13 protein-coding genes are annotated in these 16,476 nt (G+C 70.6%); 7 read left to right on the forward strand and 6 right to left on the reverse strand.

Translation table 11 applies throughout. The features are described 5' to 3' along the window. Positions 1 to 145: 145 nt before the first annotated feature. Entirely contained in the window at positions 146 to 2,569 is a 2,424-nt protein-coding gene (locus AS029_RS15025) for a family 43 glycosylhydrolase (RefSeq protein WP_058233403.1), read from the reverse strand. A gap of 527 nt (positions 2,570 to 3,096) precedes the next feature. On the opposite strand from AS029_RS15025, the gene AS029_RS15030 reads away from it, so the two are divergent. Beyond that, positions 3,097 to 3,861 carry a hypothetical protein gene (locus tag AS029_RS15030; protein ID WP_058233404.1) on the forward strand — a complete coding sequence of 255 codons (765 nt, stop codon included), beginning with the start codon at positions 3,097 to 3,099 and terminating at the stop codon, positions 3,859 to 3,861. On the opposite strand, the gene AS029_RS17720 is transcribed toward AS029_RS15030, so the two are convergent. The 4 genes from AS029_RS17720 to AS029_RS15045 form a co-directional block, all read right to left on the reverse strand. Continuing rightward, entirely contained in the window at positions 3,837 to 3,986 is a 150-nt protein-coding gene (locus AS029_RS17720; RefSeq protein WP_167345287.1) for a hypothetical protein, read from the reverse strand. The genes AS029_RS15030 and AS029_RS17720 overlap by 25 nt on opposite strands. Before the next feature lie 171 nt (positions 3,987 to 4,157). Further along, positions 4,158 to 5,549, reverse strand: a complete 1,392-nt coding sequence (gene xylB / locus AS029_RS15035) for a xylulokinase (protein WP_058233405.1) — start codon at positions 5,547 to 5,549, stop codon at positions 4,158 to 4,160. 387 nt (positions 5,550 to 5,936) lie between these two features. Next, a complete protein-coding gene (gene xylA / locus AS029_RS15040; RefSeq protein WP_058233406.1) occupies positions 5,937 to 7,124 on the reverse strand; it encodes a xylose isomerase in 1,188 nt (395 codons plus the stop codon). A 129-nt stretch (positions 7,125 to 7,253) separates the two neighbouring features. After that, on the reverse strand, positions 7,254 to 7,739 hold the full coding sequence (locus tag AS029_RS15045) for a glutathione peroxidase (RefSeq protein WP_058233407.1): 486 nt from the start codon (positions 7,737 to 7,739) through the stop codon (positions 7,254 to 7,256). A gap of 722 nt (positions 7,740 to 8,461) precedes the next feature. Between AS029_RS15045 and AS029_RS15050 the strand changes: the two genes are divergently transcribed. Next, positions 8,462 to 9,622, forward strand: a complete 1,161-nt coding sequence (locus AS029_RS15050; RefSeq protein ID WP_058233408.1) for an ROK family transcriptional regulator — start codon at positions 8,462 to 8,464, stop codon at positions 9,620 to 9,622. Positions 9,623 to 10,059: 437 nt separating this feature from the next. Further along, a complete protein-coding gene (locus AS029_RS15055; protein WP_082642332.1) occupies positions 10,060 to 11,307 on the forward strand; it encodes a D-arabinono-1,4-lactone oxidase in 1,248 nt (415 codons plus the stop codon). Positions 11,308 to 12,074: 767 nt separating this feature from the next. Here AS029_RS15055 and AS029_RS15060 read toward each other — a convergent pair. Next, the gene (locus AS029_RS15060) at positions 12,075 to 12,803 is read right to left on the reverse strand and encodes an SDR family oxidoreductase (RefSeq protein ID WP_058233409.1); all 729 of its coding nucleotides are present in this window, start codon (positions 12,801 to 12,803) and stop codon (positions 12,075 to 12,077) included. A 236-nt stretch (positions 12,804 to 13,039) separates the two neighbouring features. Between AS029_RS15060 and AS029_RS15065 the strand changes: the two genes are divergently transcribed. The 4 genes from AS029_RS15065 to AS029_RS15080 all read left to right on the forward strand — a co-directional run. After that, positions 13,040 to 13,738, forward strand: coding sequence for a nucleoside/nucleotide kinase family protein (locus AS029_RS15065; RefSeq protein ID WP_228375962.1), 699 nt, complete (start codon positions 13,040 to 13,042; stop codon positions 13,736 to 13,738). Beyond that, a complete protein-coding gene (locus tag AS029_RS15070) occupies positions 13,735 to 14,511 on the forward strand; it encodes an ATP-binding cassette domain-containing protein (RefSeq protein ID WP_058233410.1) in 777 nt (258 codons plus the stop codon). The genes AS029_RS15065 and AS029_RS15070 overlap by 4 nt, the downstream gene beginning before the upstream one ends. Further along, positions 14,508 to 15,590 (forward strand): ABC transporter permease, encoded by a 1,083-nt coding sequence (locus AS029_RS15075; protein WP_058233411.1) that lies wholly within the window; start codon positions 14,508 to 14,510, stop codon positions 15,588 to 15,590. The genes AS029_RS15070 and AS029_RS15075 overlap by 4 nt, the downstream gene beginning before the upstream one ends. A 64-nt stretch (positions 15,591 to 15,654) precedes the next feature. Next, positions 15,655 to 16,476, forward strand: an 822-nt coding sequence (locus AS029_RS15080) for an ABC transporter substrate-binding protein (protein WP_082642333.1), incomplete at its 3' end; no start/stop codon positions are given.

The following is a 16,476-nucleotide window of genomic DNA, read 5'->3' on the forward strand; positions in this document are numbered from 1 at the left end:
GCCGGTCGCGACAGACGACCACCGGACTGTCCGGTCGTCGAAGAGGAGGGTTATCGGGCGCCCCTCGGCGCGGCGTGCCGTGTCGAGGGACCGGAGGGGGATGCCTCCCGGTGCGGGCCCGGAGCCCGCACCGGGAGGCGCAGGCTCAGCCGCAGGAGCGTGCCGGGTAGGCGGCGCTCACCTGGGATCCCACCTGCTGGCCGTCGACCGTCGCGGTCGCGGTGACCGCGACCTCACCGGCGGCGAGGTCGACCTGACGGGTCGTGAACACGTGCGACGCGACCTTGCCGGCCGCGACCGAGGCGAAGGACTTCGTCCCGTAGGTCGAGGAGACCTCCACCGCGGCGGCGGTGTCGTCGTTGTTCGTCACCTGCACCGCGACGTACGCCTTGCCCGCGATGCACCGGACCGACGCCGCGGCCGCGACGTCGAGCGACGGTGCCGCCTCGGCCTCGGTGAACGCGTACGTGTCGATCTCGAAGAGGTCGCCGGTCGGGCCGTTGAACGTGAAGTACACGTCCTGCGTTCCGGTGGCGCCCGCCAGGTCTGCCGACAGCTCGGTCCACTGACCGGCCTCGCCGGTGACGGGGATCGTCCCGAGGATCCGGCCGGTGGCGCTGCCGGAGCGCACGTCGATCGAACCGCCGGACTGCAGCGGCTTGACCTTGACGCTCACCTTGGCAGCGCCGTTCTCACCGAACGCCACCGACGACAGACCCGTCCAGTCGCCGTTGTCGATGTCCTTCACGACGAGGTTGGGCGCCGCGGCACCGAACTCCGCCGACCCGCCGTCGATCTTCGCGGTGGCGATGCCCTTGGTCCAGCCGAGGGTCTCCGCCTCGAAGGTGCGGAACGGGTTGAAGTCGCGCACCTGCTCGACACCGGCGTAGTCGCCGACGACCTGGTTGACGGTGCCGTCTTCCTTGAAGGTCAGCTCCTGCAGGTGAGCGCTGCGGTAGCCCTGCGTGGTGTTGCCGTTGATGCGCTTGTTGAGCGTGGGCGCGTGGTACGAGAAGTAGTACTTGCCCTCGTACTCGAACGCCGACTGGTGGTTGTTGCCACCGGTACCCGCACCGAAGAACTGCGACTGGTTCGGGAACATCACGCCGGCGTACGCCTCCTTGGGCCACGACATCGGGTCGTCCGAAATCATGTAGCCGATCTCGCCGCCACCGGGGTAGCCGGGCACGCGGGGCTGGTTGCCACCGAAGTCGTTGCCGCCGAAGTGCGACGAGTACGACAGGTAGTACTTCTCGCCGCGCTTGAACACCTGAGCCGCTTCGAAGGCGACGGGCGCGTCGACCACGGCCGCCGTGCCCTTGGTCGAGATCATGTCGTCGCCGAGCTCGATGACGCGGATGTTCTTGGGGTTGTTGAAGCGCTCCTCGGCCGGGAAGCTCGTCGAGGCCGGGCCGCCGCCGAAGAACAGGTACTGCTTGCCGTCGTCGTCGACCAGCGGAGCCGGGTCGAACAGCCAGTTGACGCCCTGCGCACCGGGAGTGCTGCTGTTGATGAGCGTGCTGGTGCGTTCGCTCGTCCAGGGGCCGAGCGGGGAGTCGCCGGTCACGACGTTGCTCGAGCCGCCGCCGTTGGCGTAGTAGAGGAAGAACTTCTCCTTGCCGTTGACGACCTTGCTCTCGATGCCCGGAGCCCACGAGTTGCCGGTGAAGGGGGCGATACCGTTCGGGCCCGCGACCTGGATCTCACCGTGGTCGACCCAGTTGACGAGGTCGTCCGACGAGATCAGCGTGATCTGGTTGATCGCGCCGTAGTTGATCTGCGGAGAGATGCCGGTGTTGGAGTCGGGAGCGTAGCCCTGCGTGTCGTTCGTCATGTACATGTACACGCGGCCGTCGTGCACGAACCCGTAGCCGTCGGCACCGAACTTGTGGCCCATCAGCGGGTTGTGCTCGCCGGGGAGCTTGCCGACGACCTCGATGGTCTTCGACGGCGCTGCGGGCGGTGCCGCACCGACGAGGGAGACGTCGTCGACGGTGAAGTCCATGAGGTGGGTGGCCGGAGCGGCCGCCGCGTTCGCGGCCGAGGTCCACGGGGTCTCGACGAACAGGCGGGTCGTCGCGACGCTCTGGCCGGCGGGGATGGTGAAGGTGGAGTTGACGTAGCCCCACTCCCCGCGCGCCGGGGTGGCACTGCCGAGGTTGGTGTAGGTGCCGCCGCCGTAGTGCATCGTGACGAAGAACTGCTTCGTCGCGGGGCTTTCGGGGTTGTCGTACTTCACGCGCGCCTTGACCGTGTAGGTCTGGCCCGCCTGCAGCTTGCCCGACAGGTCTTGCATCGGCCCCGAGCCGGTGGTCTTGCGCTGCGTCACGCGGATCGCCTGCGACCCGGAGTAGGCGTCGGTCGTGGATGCCAGGGTGGCCCCGTCGGCTGCGTTGCCGTTGTTCGAGAACCACGACGTCGTGCCGTTCTCGAAGCCGCCGTTGGCGATGAGTTCTTCCTGCGCGGCGTTGGCGGGGGTGGTGACGGCGAAACCCGCCGCCAGCAGCACCCCGGCCGCAGCCAGTGCGAGCGCCCGGAACGGGGTGCGTCGCGTGTGTGTTCGTTGCACGTTCTCTCTCCTTCGTCGGTGTGGGGAGTTCGTCGGCCCCGAGGAGCCGCCGGTCGTACCGGGGCCGGTGAGAGCCCGGACCCGGTAAGACGTCGTGGGGAGCAGTTCGTGGCCGCTCATCAGCCGCAGGATCGCGCGTCGTACGACGTGCGGACCTCCGCGGCGAGGCCGAGGGCGGCGCCGGGGCGGAGGCGGAGGCGGCCACGCGGGGACGTCGTCGGGGAACGGTCGATCATGTCACGGCTCCTTTGCCGGAAGAGATCGCTCCGGGATGGAGCGTCGCGCCCACGATCCGGGGGGGGGGTGTGAGCGCTAACTTCCGATTAAGTTACCTCTCACCACAAATTCCCACAACGGATTCATAGGTCCGTCGCCGACCGGCATCGCACACTGTCCTGAGGCTGTCGCATTCCGTCCGAGCGCCGTGATCCGCCCTTCTGCGAGGCCGGATACCCACAGTTCCTCGCCGCCGCACGCCGGCGCGCAACCCCCTCGGAAGACTCGCCCCGCCGGGGTGCGATGTCGGCATGAACCCGCCCACCGGCATCACTTCCCCCACCCGCGCACCTGTCGCTCGTGCCGCGGGATCCGCCCTGGCGCGCGCGTTCACGGTCGCGCAGCGATTGCGCAACCCGCGCCCGATCCACAGCCGGGGAGTCGTTCTCGGTGGAGAGATGCGGTGGCTGCAGGGCGCTCGGCCCGCCGGCCTCGCGTTCGTCGACGATGCCCCGACGCGACCGGTCCCCGTCGTCGCGCGCCTCTCGCGCTCGATCGGCCTCCCCGCGCCGCTGCCCGATGTGATCGGCCTGGCCGTGAGGTTCGAGGTCGCGGGCCGACCCGCCGACATCGAGTTCGCCTCGACCGGCTGGAACGTGCCCCTGCGCTTCACCCTGCTCGCGCATCGCCGCGCGGAACGCGCGCGTCTCGGCATCCTGCTGCCCTATCGGGGCGACCGCGGTCCGGTCCTCCTCATCGCGCGCACGCGGTCGGGGCAGCCCCCGGCGACGGATCCACGCGAGCTCCCCACCCGCGACACCGCACCGTGGGTGCTGACGCTCGGTCACGCGACGGCATGGGGGCCGTGGCATCCGTTCGCCGAGCTCGAGGTGCGGCTCGACCCGGATCAAGCCGACGAAGGCCTGCGCTTCGACGCGATTCGCCACCCCGTCCCGGGTGCGCGCACCTACGCGTGGGTTCGGGCGGCGCGCCAGCCGTCGTACGTGCGCGTTCAGCCCGACGACGCCCCGATCCGCATGCCGGCGACGCCTCAGCCCGCGGCGACGGGCACGTAGCGCGGCAGGCCGTCGACGTCTCCGTCGCGGACCCAGGTCATCCCCTCGGCCTCGATGAGGTCGTCGGCGGCATCGACGTCGACGTCGCGCTGGAGGGTGGGCGCGTGCAGGCGGATGCGAGTCATGGCAGGACCGTACGGCGCGGCAGCGTGGACGCGCCAGGTGGTTGACGACGGCGGCCGGCCGCGGGCTGAGACGACCGGCATCCCGTCGACGCGCCGGGTGGCGGATCACGAGCGCCGGTCACGGGCTGAGACCGCCGGCATCCCCCTTACAAGATGCCGGCGGCCCCAGGTCTACTCTGCCGCACGCAGACCCGCGACGACGTCGTAGCGGTCGCGGATCGACGGGCGGTGGTCGGGCTCGACGGCGCGCGTCGTGGCGACGGCCCAGTCGACGGGACCGCCCGCCAGCACACCGGCCGCCTGCCGCGCCGCGCCGAGGGCGACGTACTCCCCCGCGGCCGGCACGACGATCTCGGCGTCGAAGACCTGCGCGGCGATGCGGGCGACCGCGTCGTTGGCGGCCGCGCCGCCGATCAGCAGGATGCGCCGCACCTCGACGCCCTGAGCCTGAATGGCCTCGAGCCCGACGGCCAGGCCGCTCAGCATCCCTTCGATCGCCGCGCGGGCGAGGTTCGGGCGGTTCGTGGATGCCAGGGTGAGCCCCGTCAGCGACGCCTGGGCGTGCGGCAGATTCGGCGTGCGCTCCCCCTCGAACCACGGCACGAGCACGACGCCGCCGGCGCCGGGCTCGGCCTCGAGGGCGAGAGCGCCCAGCTCGTCGTGCGTCACACCGAGGAGTCCGGCGACGGCGTCGAGCACACGGGCGGCGTTGAGGGTGGCCACGAGCGGCAGGAACCTGCCCGTCGCATCGGCGAACCCGGCGACCGTGCCGGTGGTGTCATGGGTGGGCGCGTCGGCGACGGCGAACACCGTGCCGGAGGTGCCGAGCGACACCACGACGTCGCCCACGCCCGCGCCCAGCCCGAGCGCCGCGCCGGCGTTGTCTCCGGCGCCCGGCCCGACGACGGCGCCGCCGGGCAGGGTCCCCGCGCTCTGCCACGGGCCGAGGACGCGCGGCAGCACCGCGTCCTGGCCCAACGCGCGGCGGAAGAGGTCGAGGTCGTAGCCGTCGGCACCCCAGTACGCGGTGCCCGAGGCGTCGGAACGATCGGTGACGAGTTCGTCGAGCGCCGCATCGCCCGGGCCGAACCCGCGCAGACGCCAGGTGAGCCAGTCATGCGGCAGGGCGACGGCGGCGACCTTCGCGGCGTTGTCGGGCTCCGCATCCCGCAGCCACCGCAGCTTCGTGCCGGTGAACGAGGCGACCGGCACGGCACCGGTGCGCTCGGCGAAGGCGTCGGCGCCGACCTCGTCGATGAGGTCGCGGGCCGCCTGCGCGGAACGGGTGTCGTTCCACAGCAGGGCATCGCGGATGACGTTCCCCTCGGCATCCAGCACGACCATGCCGTGCTGCTGACCGGCGATCGACACCGCCGCGACGTCGTCGAGACCGCCCGCCTGGGCGATGGCATCCTGGAGCGCGCTCCACCACGCCTCGGGGTCTACCGAGGTGCCGGAGGGGTGCGACGCTCGCCCTTCGCGCACCACACGTCCGGTCTCGGCGTCGACCACGACGACCTTGCACGACTGCGTCGACGAATCGACTCCCATGACGAGCGCCATGCTCTGCCCTTCTGTCTGCCGCGCCCTCTTCGGCGCGGCGTGATGTCGGTGTGATGCTGCGGCTGCGGTCGCCGCCCTGATCGAGTGTCCCGCAGAAGCCCTAGCGGATGCGGCCCGTGCGACGTGTCGTGAATGCTCGACGAATGGATGCCGCGGACGGCGGTCCGATGCCACCCGGTATTGCGTGGCCGGCCCCGGCCGCGACTCGATGTTCCGCGACGCAGAAACGCCGCGACCGGCGCGGCGTGTCTCGCACATGTCGAGGGTCGAAGCGAGGCGCAGGATCCGACCCGCGCCGCCGCCGAACCGGAGGCGCGCGGACACACGAGCGCATCCGACGGGGAGCCGGCAGGACCCGGACGCCGCGGCATCCGGGTCCTTCGAGGCTCAGCGCGCGCCGAGCAGGTGCTCGGTCGCGAGCTGCTGCAGGCGCACGAAGCCGAAGCCCTTGCCGCCGAGGTAGGCGTCGGCGTCGAAGTCCTCGTAGGCCGAGCGGTCGGCGAGGAAGTCGTCGTAGGACTCCCCCTCGTTCAGCGTGGGCTCGGCGAGCTCGAACACCTTGGCGGCCTGGAGGGCCTCCTGCACTTCGGGGTCGGCGCGGAAGGCCGCGGCGCGCTCCTTGAGCAGCAGGTACGTGTTCATGTTGGCCGACACCGAATCCCAGACACCCGTCTCGCCTTCGGTGCGCGAGGGCTTGTAGTCGAAGTGACGGGGTCCGTCGTAGGCGGGCACGCCACCGGGGCCGCCGTTCTCGAGCAGGTCGACGAGCGCGAACGCGTTGTGCAGGTCGCCGTGGCCGAAGACGAGGTCCTGGTCGTACTTGATGCCGCGCTGACCGTTGAGGTCGATGTGGAAGAGCTTGCCGTGGTACAGCGCCTGGGCGATGCCGGCGGCGAAGTTCAGGCCCGCCATCTGCTCGTGGCCGACCTCGGGGTTCAGGCCCACGAGCTCGGGACGTTCGAGCGAGTCGATGAACGCGATCGCGTGGCCGAGGGTCGGCAGCAGGATGTCGCCGCGGGGCTCGTTGGGCTTGGGCTCGATAGCGAAGCGGATGTCGTAGCCCTTGTCGGTGACGTAGTCGCCGAGCAGGTTGACGGCCTCACGGTAGCGCTCGAGCGCCTGGCGGATGTCTTTCGCGGAGTCGTACTCGGCGCCCTCGCGGCCGCCCCACATGACGAACGTCTTCGCGCCGAGCTCGGCGGCGAGGTCGAGGTTGCGCAGCACCTTGCGCAGCGCGAAACGGCGCACCTGACGGTCGTTCGAGGTGAAGCCGCCGTCTTTGAAGACCGGGGCCGAGAAGAGGTTGGTAGTCACCATCGGCGTGACGATGCCGGTGGCATCCATCGCGCCCTTGAGCCGGTCGATCTGCGTCTGGCGCTCGGCGTCGGTGGAGCCGAAGGCGAACAGGTCGTCGTCGTGGAAGGTCAGGCCGTACGCGCCGAGCTCGGCGAGCTTCTCCACGACGTGCACGACGTCGAGGGGCTTACGCGTCGGGCCGCCGAAGGGGTCGGTGCCGTTGTAGCCGACGGTCCAGAGGCCGAACGAGAACTTGTCGTCGCGGGTGGGGGTGGGCATTCCTGCTCCTTCGCATGGAGACGCTCGAGCGCGCGGTGATGCGCGCCGGTTTTGTTGGTGTTCACAACATATACCCCGGAGGGTGCGACGTCCAGCCCCCCACCCAGATGCGCGCGACCGGCAGGCGGCTCAGCGCGGCAGCGCGTCTTCGATCGCGGCGACGACCTCGGGGGCGTCGGGCTGCGTGCGCGGGCTGAAGCGGGTGACGCGACCGTCGGGAGCCACGACGAACTTCTCGAAGTTCCACGAGATACGGCCGGTCTTGCCCTCGGCATCCGGAGTCTGCGTGAGCTCCTTGTAGAGCGGGTGGGCGTTTCGCCCGTTGACCTTGACCTTCTCGGTCATCGGAAAGGTGACGCCCCACGTCGACGAGCAGTATTCGGCGATCTTCTCGCTGTCGCTCAGCTCCTGCAGGAACTGGTTGCTGGGGAAGCCGATCACGGTGAACCCGCGGTCGGCGTAGCGCTTGTGCAGTTCTTCGAGGGTCTCGTACTGGCCGGAGAGCCCGCAGCGCGAAGCGACGTTCACCACGAGCGCGGCTTTGCCGTCGGTGAGTGCGCCGAAGGTGGTCTGTTCGCCCTGCAGGGTCGTGACGGGGATGCCGGAGAGGTCCATGCTCCGATCCTCGCACCGCCGGCTTCGACCGGGGTGGGAGCCGGCGAGAAACGGCGCCTCGCGGAAGAAACGGCGCGATTGCGAGGTGGGAGCCGGCGAGAAACGGCATCGCGTGGAAGAAACGGCGCGGCGCGGCGTTTGTGCGGGCGACGAGCGTTTCTCGCGGGCCCCGCCGACCGGCCCGCATGACCGGGCGGGGTTGCGGGGTGGGTACGGGCGAGAAACGGCATCGCGCGGAAGAAGCGGCGCGGCTGCGGGGCGGGAGCCGTCGAGAAACGGCATCGCGCGGAAGAAACGGCGCGGCGCGGCGTTTGTGCGGGCGACGAGCGTTTCTCGCGGGCCCCGCCGACCGGCCCGCATGACCGGGCGGGGTTGCGGGGTGGGTACGGGCGAGAAACGGCATCGCGCGGAAGAAGCGGCGCGGCTGCGGGGCGGGAGCCGTCGAGAAACGGCATCGCGCGGAAGAAACGGCGCGGCGCGGCGTTTGTGCGGGCGACGAGCGTTTCTCGCGGGCCCCGCCGACCGGCCCGCATGACCGGGCGGGGTTGCGGGGTGGGTACGGCGGTGCGATGGGATCGCGCGCAAGAAGCGGGCGCGCCGCAGCGTAAGAGCCGTCGAGAAACGGCATCGCGCGGAAGAAACGGCGCGGCGCGGCGTTTGTGCGGGCGCCGAGCGTTTCTCGCGAGCCGCGCCGACCGGCCCGCCCGTGGCACAGTTGTCGCATGGTCACCGCGGGGAGTCGAGGCGACGGCATGCGCCGCGCCAATCTTGCGCTCGTGCTGCGCACCGTGCACCGCGAGGGTCCGCGTTCGCGTGCCGCCCTGACCGAGACGACCGGCCTGAACCGCTCCACCATCGCCGACCTCGTGGGCGAACTGCAGCGCGCGGGCCTGGTCGTCGAGCGCGCGTCCGAGGGACTGGGTCGCGTCGGCCGCCCCTCCCCCATCGTCGCGCCCGACCCGCGCGTCGTCGCCGTGGCCGTCAACCCGGAGGTCGACGCCCTCGACATCGGCGCGGTGGCGCTCGACGGTGAGATCGTCGCGCGCGAGCGACTCGAGCAGAGCGCCCTCCTGACCCCCGAACGCACGGTCGAGCTCGTCGAGGCGACCCTCGCCGACTGGCGCAGCGGTCCGCTCGCAGAATCCCACGTCGTGGGCGTGGGCGTCGCCGTGCCCGGTCCGGTGCGCGCGTCCGACGGACTCGTACGCGAGGCCCCCCACCTCGAATGGCTCGACGCCCCCCTGTCCGATCTGATGACGGATGCCACGGCCTTCCCCACCCATGTCGGCAACGACGCCGCCCACGGCGCGCTGGCCGAGTACCTCTTCGGTGCCGCGCGCGGCGCGCACGACGTCGTCTACCTCAATGGCGGCGCGAGCGGCATCGGCGGTGCCGTCATCATCGGCGGCGCGCTGCTCGGCGGCGCCGGCGGGTACGCCGGGGAGTTCGGGCAGAACCGTCCGGGCATCGTCGACCCGGCGGACCGCCGGGCGCTCGACGGCGTGCTCGAAGACGAGGTGAGCCGCACGCTGCTGCTGGAGGCCGTGGGTCTCGACGGCGGTGACGACACCGCCCTGGCCGCAGCCCTGGCATCCACCGTCGATCCGTCGGCGCTCGCCGAGATCGAGCGCCAGCGACGCATCCTCGCGACCGCCCTGGCGAACGCGGCGAACGTGCTGAACCCGGCCGTGATCGTGCTCGGCGGATTCCTCGCGGTGCTCGCCGCACACGACCTCGATGGTCTCGACGCCGCCGTCCGCGCGCAGACGATGCCCGCTTGCGCCGACGACCTGCGGTTGGCGGTCGCGGAACTGGGCGCGGACCGCCTGCTCGTCGGCGCCGCCGAGGCGGTATTCGAGGCGCAGCTGTTCCCGACGCGCTGAGGCGGGGCGGGGCCGATCTCACGGCGGCCGCGATCGACACCGGCACGAAACCGGGCGACCGCGACCGGCGCGGGCACGAGACCGGGCGGCCGCTGTCGGCGCCGGCACGGGACCGGGCGGCCGCGACCGACGCGGGCACGGACCGCACCTCCGCGATCGACACCGGCACGAAACCGGGCGACCGCGACCGACGCCGACACGAGACCCGGCACCCGCGGTCGACGCCGGCACGGGAGGACATTCCGCGTGCGGAGGACCCCTGAGGACCGCGGCATCCTCCCCTCCCCGAATCTCCTCCCGCCGGCGCCTCCGTCCGCCTCCCCATCGACCGATGAGACCGTCCCGAACCTCCCTCCCACCCCTCCGCCCACCTCCCCCGCGACAGCGAAGACCGCCGGCCCGACCCCGATGTCGGCGGGGCGGGGCAGGATGGAAGCGTGATCCAGACACGCGAGGCCGGAGCCACCTGGTCGGGCAACCACCGCTACCGCGCCACCGAAGTGCTGCTGCCGAGCGACTTCGACGAGCTCGCCGAGGTCGTGGCATCCGCTGACTCGCTGCGCGTGCAGGCGACGCGGCACACGTTCAACGACGTCGCCGATTGCGATGCCTCCCTCGTCTCGCTGGAGCGCCTGCCGACCCGCATCGAGATGATCGACGACCGCGTCCGCGTCGAGGGCCTGGTCACCTTCGCGCAGCTCGCGCCCGTGATCGAGGCCGAGGGGCGCGCGCTGCACAACCTCGGCTCGCTCCCCCACATCTCGGTCGCGGGAGCCACGGCGACCGGCACGCACGGCTCCGGGGTGCGGAACGGCAACCTGTCGAGCGCGGTGCGGGCGCTCGAGATCATGGATGCCGAGGGGCACACGCAGCGCATCGATCAGACGCACGAGTGGTTCCCCGCGGCGGCGGTCGGGATCGGGGCGTTCGGCGTCGTCACCGCCGTCGAGCTGCAGACCGAGCCCACCTACGAGGTCACGCAGCAGGCGTACACCGGCGTCTCGTGGAGCGATATCGCGGGCGACCCCGAGCGGGTGTTCGGCGGCTCGCGCAGCGTCAGCGTCTTCACCACCTGGGGCGACCCGGCGCACGACCTCATCTGGGCCAAGAGCGACGACGGCGACCCGGCGTGGGTCGAAGAACTCGGCGGGCAGCCCGTCGGCGACGACATCCACCTCGGTCGCATCCGCACCGTCGACAACACCACCCCGCGCGCAACGCCCGGGCCCTGGCACACGCGCCTGCCGCACTTCCGCGCCGACGCGCTGCCGAGCGACGGCGATGAGATCCAATCCGAGTATTTCGTGCCGTTCGCCTCGGCGCGTGAGGCCCTCGCGGCAGTGCGGGCGATCGCGCCCGCGTTCGACGCGCACCTGCTCGTCACCGAGCTGCGCACGGTCGCCGCCGACGAGCTCTGGCTGAGCCCCGCGTATCAGCGTGACGTGCTCGCCATCCACTTCACCTGGCGCAACGACACCGCCGGAGTGCTCGGCGTGCTGCCCGCCATCGAGGCCGCTCTCGCCCCGTTCGAGGTGCGGCCGCACTGGGGCAAGGCGTTCACGATGCCCGGGGCCGACGTGCGGGCGACGCTCGAGCGGGTCGACGAGTTCGTGGGCGCCGCACGCGCGGCCGACCCGCGAGGCGTCTTCCGCAACGACTTCCTCCGCCGCACGCTCGGGCTGTAACCCAGCGCACAGGCTCGGTCGCGGCAGGTCGCAGCATAGCCTCAGCGATGTGCACAACCTCAGCGATGCGCACAACCTCAGCGATGTGCACAACCTCAGCGATGTGCACAACCTCAGCGATGCGCACAACCTCCGCAGACCGGGCCCGGATGCCACTGACTTTGCGTGCATCGCGGAGGTTGTGCGCGACGACGTCGGCGGGCATCGGCGCCATCCTCGACCTCGTGGCATCCGTCGACACGTGCGGCGCGTACTCCGCGATGTGCACAACCTCAGCGATGTGCACAACCTCAGCAGAGCGGGCCCGGATGCCACTGACTTTGCGCGCATCCCGGAGGTTGTGCGCGACGACGTCGGCGGGCAACGGCGCCATCCTCGACCTCGTGGCATCCGTCGACACGTGCGGCGCGTACTCCGCGATGTGCACAACCTCAGCGATGTGCACAACCTCAGCAGAGCGGGCCCGGATGCCACTGACTTTGCGCGCATCACGGAGGTTGTGCGCGACGACGTCGGCGGGCAACGGCGCCATCCTCGACCTCGTGGCATCCGTCGACACGTGCGGCGCGTACTCCGCGATGTGCACAACCTCAGCAGACTCGGTCCGGATGCCACTGACTATGCGCGCATCGCGGAGGTTGTGCGCAACGACGGATATCCCACCAGCGGGAACGCGGACGCGCCGAACCTTCCGCGCGTTCCCCCGACGGAAGCGAACCACGCGAGCGACGCCGCCCACCGCGGCGCCGCCGGCGTGGCATCCGGGATCAGCGGCTCGAGTAGCCGCCGTCGATGGGGAGCGAGACGCCCGAGATCATGCCGGCGCCGTCGCTGAGGAGGAACACGATGGGGGCGGCGATGTCGTCTTCGGTCGCCCACTTGTGCAGCGGCATGGCCTCGAGGAACGGTCCCTCGATGTCGGGGCGACCCCAGTACCAGGCCGACATCGGCGTCATCACGACGGTCGGGTTCACGCTGTTGACCCGGATGCCGTAGCCGCCGAGCTCGAGGGCCGACACACGCGTGATGTTGTCGAGCGCCGCCTTCGACGAGCCGTACGAGATGTGGCCGGTCAGAGCCACGAGGCTGGCCTGGCTCGAGACGTTGACGATCGCGCCGCCCTTGCCGACGCGGATCATCTCGCGGGAGGCGTACTTGGTGACCAGCAGCGAGCCGCGGGCGTTGATGCTCATGACCTTGTCGAAGACGTCGATGTCGGTCTCCATGGGCGTGGCGATCTCGCCGCCCCAGCCGCCGCAGTTGACGACGCCGTAGAGGTCGCGACCCTCGATCGCGGAGCGGATCTCGTCCTCGGACTCCAGGTCGAAGACCACCGGCTCGGCGCCGGTCTCGTCGGCGATCGCGGCGACGCTGTCGGCCGTGCGCCCGGCGGCCAGCACGGTGGCGCCCGCGGCGACGAGGTGGCGGACGGTCGCTCCGCCGATGCCGCCGCCGGCGCCGGTGACGAGGATGGTGCGGTCGGTGAATTCGGTCATGGGGCGGCTCTTTCGCGGGTCGGGTGGTCGAGGACGACATCGGTGTCGTCGCGGCCCACTATAACCACAGAATCACGCGGATGACTTCGGTGTCATGACGAATTCGTCACGACTGTTGACACCGGTGACATGGTGGCCGTACGGTGACCAGAGTTCGACCGGCGACCACCTCGCCGAACCCGCTCCATCGACGCAGCACACGACGTGCGGCGCCGCCCGGAAGGACCCACACAGCCGTGACCCCCACCTTCGATGACGCCGGCGCCCCCGCCGCTGCGACCCTGAGCATCGACGACCTCGTCGACCGCGCTCGGGCGCTCGTCGCGACCGGCGAGCGTCGCCTGCTGGGCATCGCCGGAACCCCGGGCGCCGGCAAGTCGACCGTCAGCGACGCGCTTCTCGGCGCTCTCGGCGACGAGGCGATCCTCGTCGGTATGGACGGCTTCCACCTCGCCAACGAGGAGCTCGAGCGGCTCGGCCGCCGCGGCCGCAAGGGCGCTCCCGACACGTTCGACGTCGAGGGATACATCGCGCTGCTCGACCGCATCCGCGCCGGGCGCACCGTCTACGCGCCGCGTTTCGACCGCAGCCTCGAGGAGTCGATCGGCTCGGCCGTGCTCGTGCCCGCAGAGGTGCCCCTGGTCATCACCGAGGGCAACTACCTGCTGCACGACGCCTTCGGGTGGGATGCCGTGGCATCCCGTCTCGACGAGATCTGGTTCCTCGACGTCGAGGCCGCCGAGCGCCGCGAGCGGCTCGTCGCCCGCCGCCTCTCCCACGACCACCCCCACGACGAGGCCGTCGCGTGGGTCCGCGACGTCGACGAGGCCAACGCGGCCGTCGTCGAACGCGGACGCCACCGCGCCCACCTCGTCATCACCGTCTCCGACGCCCCCGCCGGGGGCCTCGGCCATCACGAAGGAGCTTCGTCATGAGCACCACCACGACCGTGCCGGTGTTGCAGGCGCGCGGGTTGTCGCGTCAGTTCGGTCATGTCCGGGCGTTGAACAACGTCGATTTCGAGGTCTACCCCGGGGAGGTCACCGCGTTGATCGGTGACAACGGTGCCGGCAAGTCCACCCTGGTGAAGGCGCTGTCGGGCAACCTCGCCGTCGACGAGGGGCAGATCCTCTTCGACGGCAAGCCGATCGAGATGACCAACCCGCAGGTCGCGTCATCGCTGGGCATCGAGACGGTCTACCAGGACCTCGCGCTCGCCCCGCACCTGGACCCGGTGCAGAACATGTACCTGGGTCGCGAGATCCGCCGCCCGGGCATCGCCGGGGCGCTGGGGTTCATGAAGACCAAGGACATGGCGAAAGCCTCCCGCGCCGCGTTCGACGAACTCGGTGCGACGGTGCGCTCGCTCTCCTCGCCGGTGGGGGAGATGTCGGGTGGGCAGCGGCAGGCGATCGCGATCGCCCGCGCCGTGCACTGGGCCGGGCGCCTGGTGTTCCTCGACGAACCCACCGCCGCCCTCGGGGTGCGTCAGACGAAGAACGTCCTCGAAACGATCCGCCGGGTGCGCGACAAGGGCATCGCCGTGGTCCTCATCTCGCACTCCATGCCGCACGTGATGGAGGTCTGCGACCGCATCCAAGTCCTCCGCTTGGGCACCCGCGTGGCCAACATCGACGCGAAGAACACCTCCATGGAAGAACTCGTCGGGCTCATGACCGGCGCCGTCACGAAGGACGACCAGAAATGAGCCTCAAAACACCCCCGACCGAAACCGTCGCCATCGGCACCCTCGACAATCAGAGGGTCAACCCGATCGCCGCGGTCCTGCGTACCCAGGCGTTCCAGATCCTGCTGGTGCTGCTCGCGATCATCATCGTCTTCAGCATCCTCGCCCCCGAGTCGTTCGCCCAGTGGACGAACTTCCGCCTCATCATCCAGAACGCCTCCATCCTCGCCGTCCTCGCCGTGGGGATGACCTACGTGATCATCACCGCCGGCATCGATCTCTCGGTGGGGTCGGTCCTGGTCTTCTCCGGTGTCGTCGCGGCCCTCGTCATGCGGGCCATGGGCGGCGAGGGCTGGGGCGTCGCCATCGTCGGCATCCTCGTCGCGGTGCTCAGCGGTGTCTGCTGGGGGCTGCTCAACGGCTTCCTCATCGCCAAGGCGAAGATCCCACCGCTCATCGTCACGCTCGGATCGCTCGGCATGGCCCTCGGTCTCGCGCAGATCCTCACCGGCGGTGTCGACATCCGCGACGTCCCCACCGTGCTGACCGTCTCGATCGGCTACGGCAACGTCTTCGGCAGTGTGCCGATCATCAGCGTCATCGCGCTCGTGGTCGTCGTGATCGGTGCGGTCGTGCTGCACTACACCCGCTTCGGCCTGTACACGCTGGCCGTGGGATCGAGCGAGATCGCCGCCCGCCGGGTCGGTGTGAAGGTCGACGCGCAGCTGATCAAGATCTACACGATCTCGGGCGCGCTGGCCGGGCTCGGCGGCATCCTGTCTCTCTCGCAGTTCTCCACGACCGCCATCGCCGGCCAGTCGCAGACGAACCTGAACGTCATCGCGGCCGTGGTGATCGGCGGCACCTCGCTCTTCGGCGGTGTCGGCACGATCATGGGCACCGTCGTGGGCCTGTTCATCCCCGCGGTGCTGCAGAACGGCTTCGTCATCACCGGCGTGCAGCCCTTCTGGCAGCAGGTCGCGGTCGGCGCGGTGCTGATCACGGCCGTCTACGTCGACCAGGTGCGCCGCACCGCCGCGACCCGCGGCAATTCCCAGAGCCTCTGGCGCAAGTTCGTCAGCGGGGGTCGGCGCGGCTGAGCCGCGGCGGCATCCCTTCCTCCACCCCCAACCCAGAACCCGACACTCGAGAACGGTGATCACAATGAAGTGGAACAACAAAGCGACCGCACTGACGGTCTTCGGCATGGCGGCGACCCTCACCCTCGCGGGCTGCTCCGGCGGTTCGGCCTCCGGCGGCGCGTCCGGCGGCGGCGACGGCGGGTACAAGATCGCGTTCGTGCAGGGCGTCGCCGGGGATGAGTTCTACATCTCCATGCAGTGCGGCATCGAGGCCGAAGCAGAGAAGGAAGGCGCAACCGTCACCACCCAGGGTCCGGAGAAGTTCGACCCGACGCTTCAGAAGCCGATCGTCGACGCCGTTGTGGCGTCGAAGCCCGACGCGCTGCTGATCGCGCCGACCGACGTCTCCGCGATGCAGGCGCCGATCGCTGCGGCCGAGGCGGCAGGGATCAAGGTCGTCCTCGTCGACACCACGCTCGAAGACCCCTCCGGCGCGGTCTCGCAGATCTCCTCCGACAACGAAGGCGGCGGCGCCGCCGCCTTCAAGGCGATCCAGGATGCCAACCCCAACGGCGGCAAGGTGCTCGTGGTCTCCACCGACCCCGGTGTGTCCACCACCGACGCCCGCGCCGAAGGCTTCGAAAACGCCGTCGCCGAAGACAGCAAGTTCGAATCCGTGGGCGTGCAGTACTCGCACAACGAGCCCTCCACCGCCGCGGAGATCGTGACCGCTGCGCTGCAGAAGGACCCCGACATCGTCGGCATCTTCGCCGCCAACCTCTTCGCCGCCGAAGGCTCCGCCACCGGCGTCCAGCAGGCCGGCAAGCAGGGACAGGTCACCATCGTCGGCTTCGACGCCGGCCCCGCCCAGGTCAAGGCCCTCGAAGCCGGCACCGTCCAAGCC

Origin of the sequence: Microbacterium enclense (assembly GCF_001456955.1) — a bacterium.
GTDB lineage: Bacteria > Actinomycetota > Actinomycetes > Actinomycetales > Microbacteriaceae > Microbacterium > Microbacterium enclense.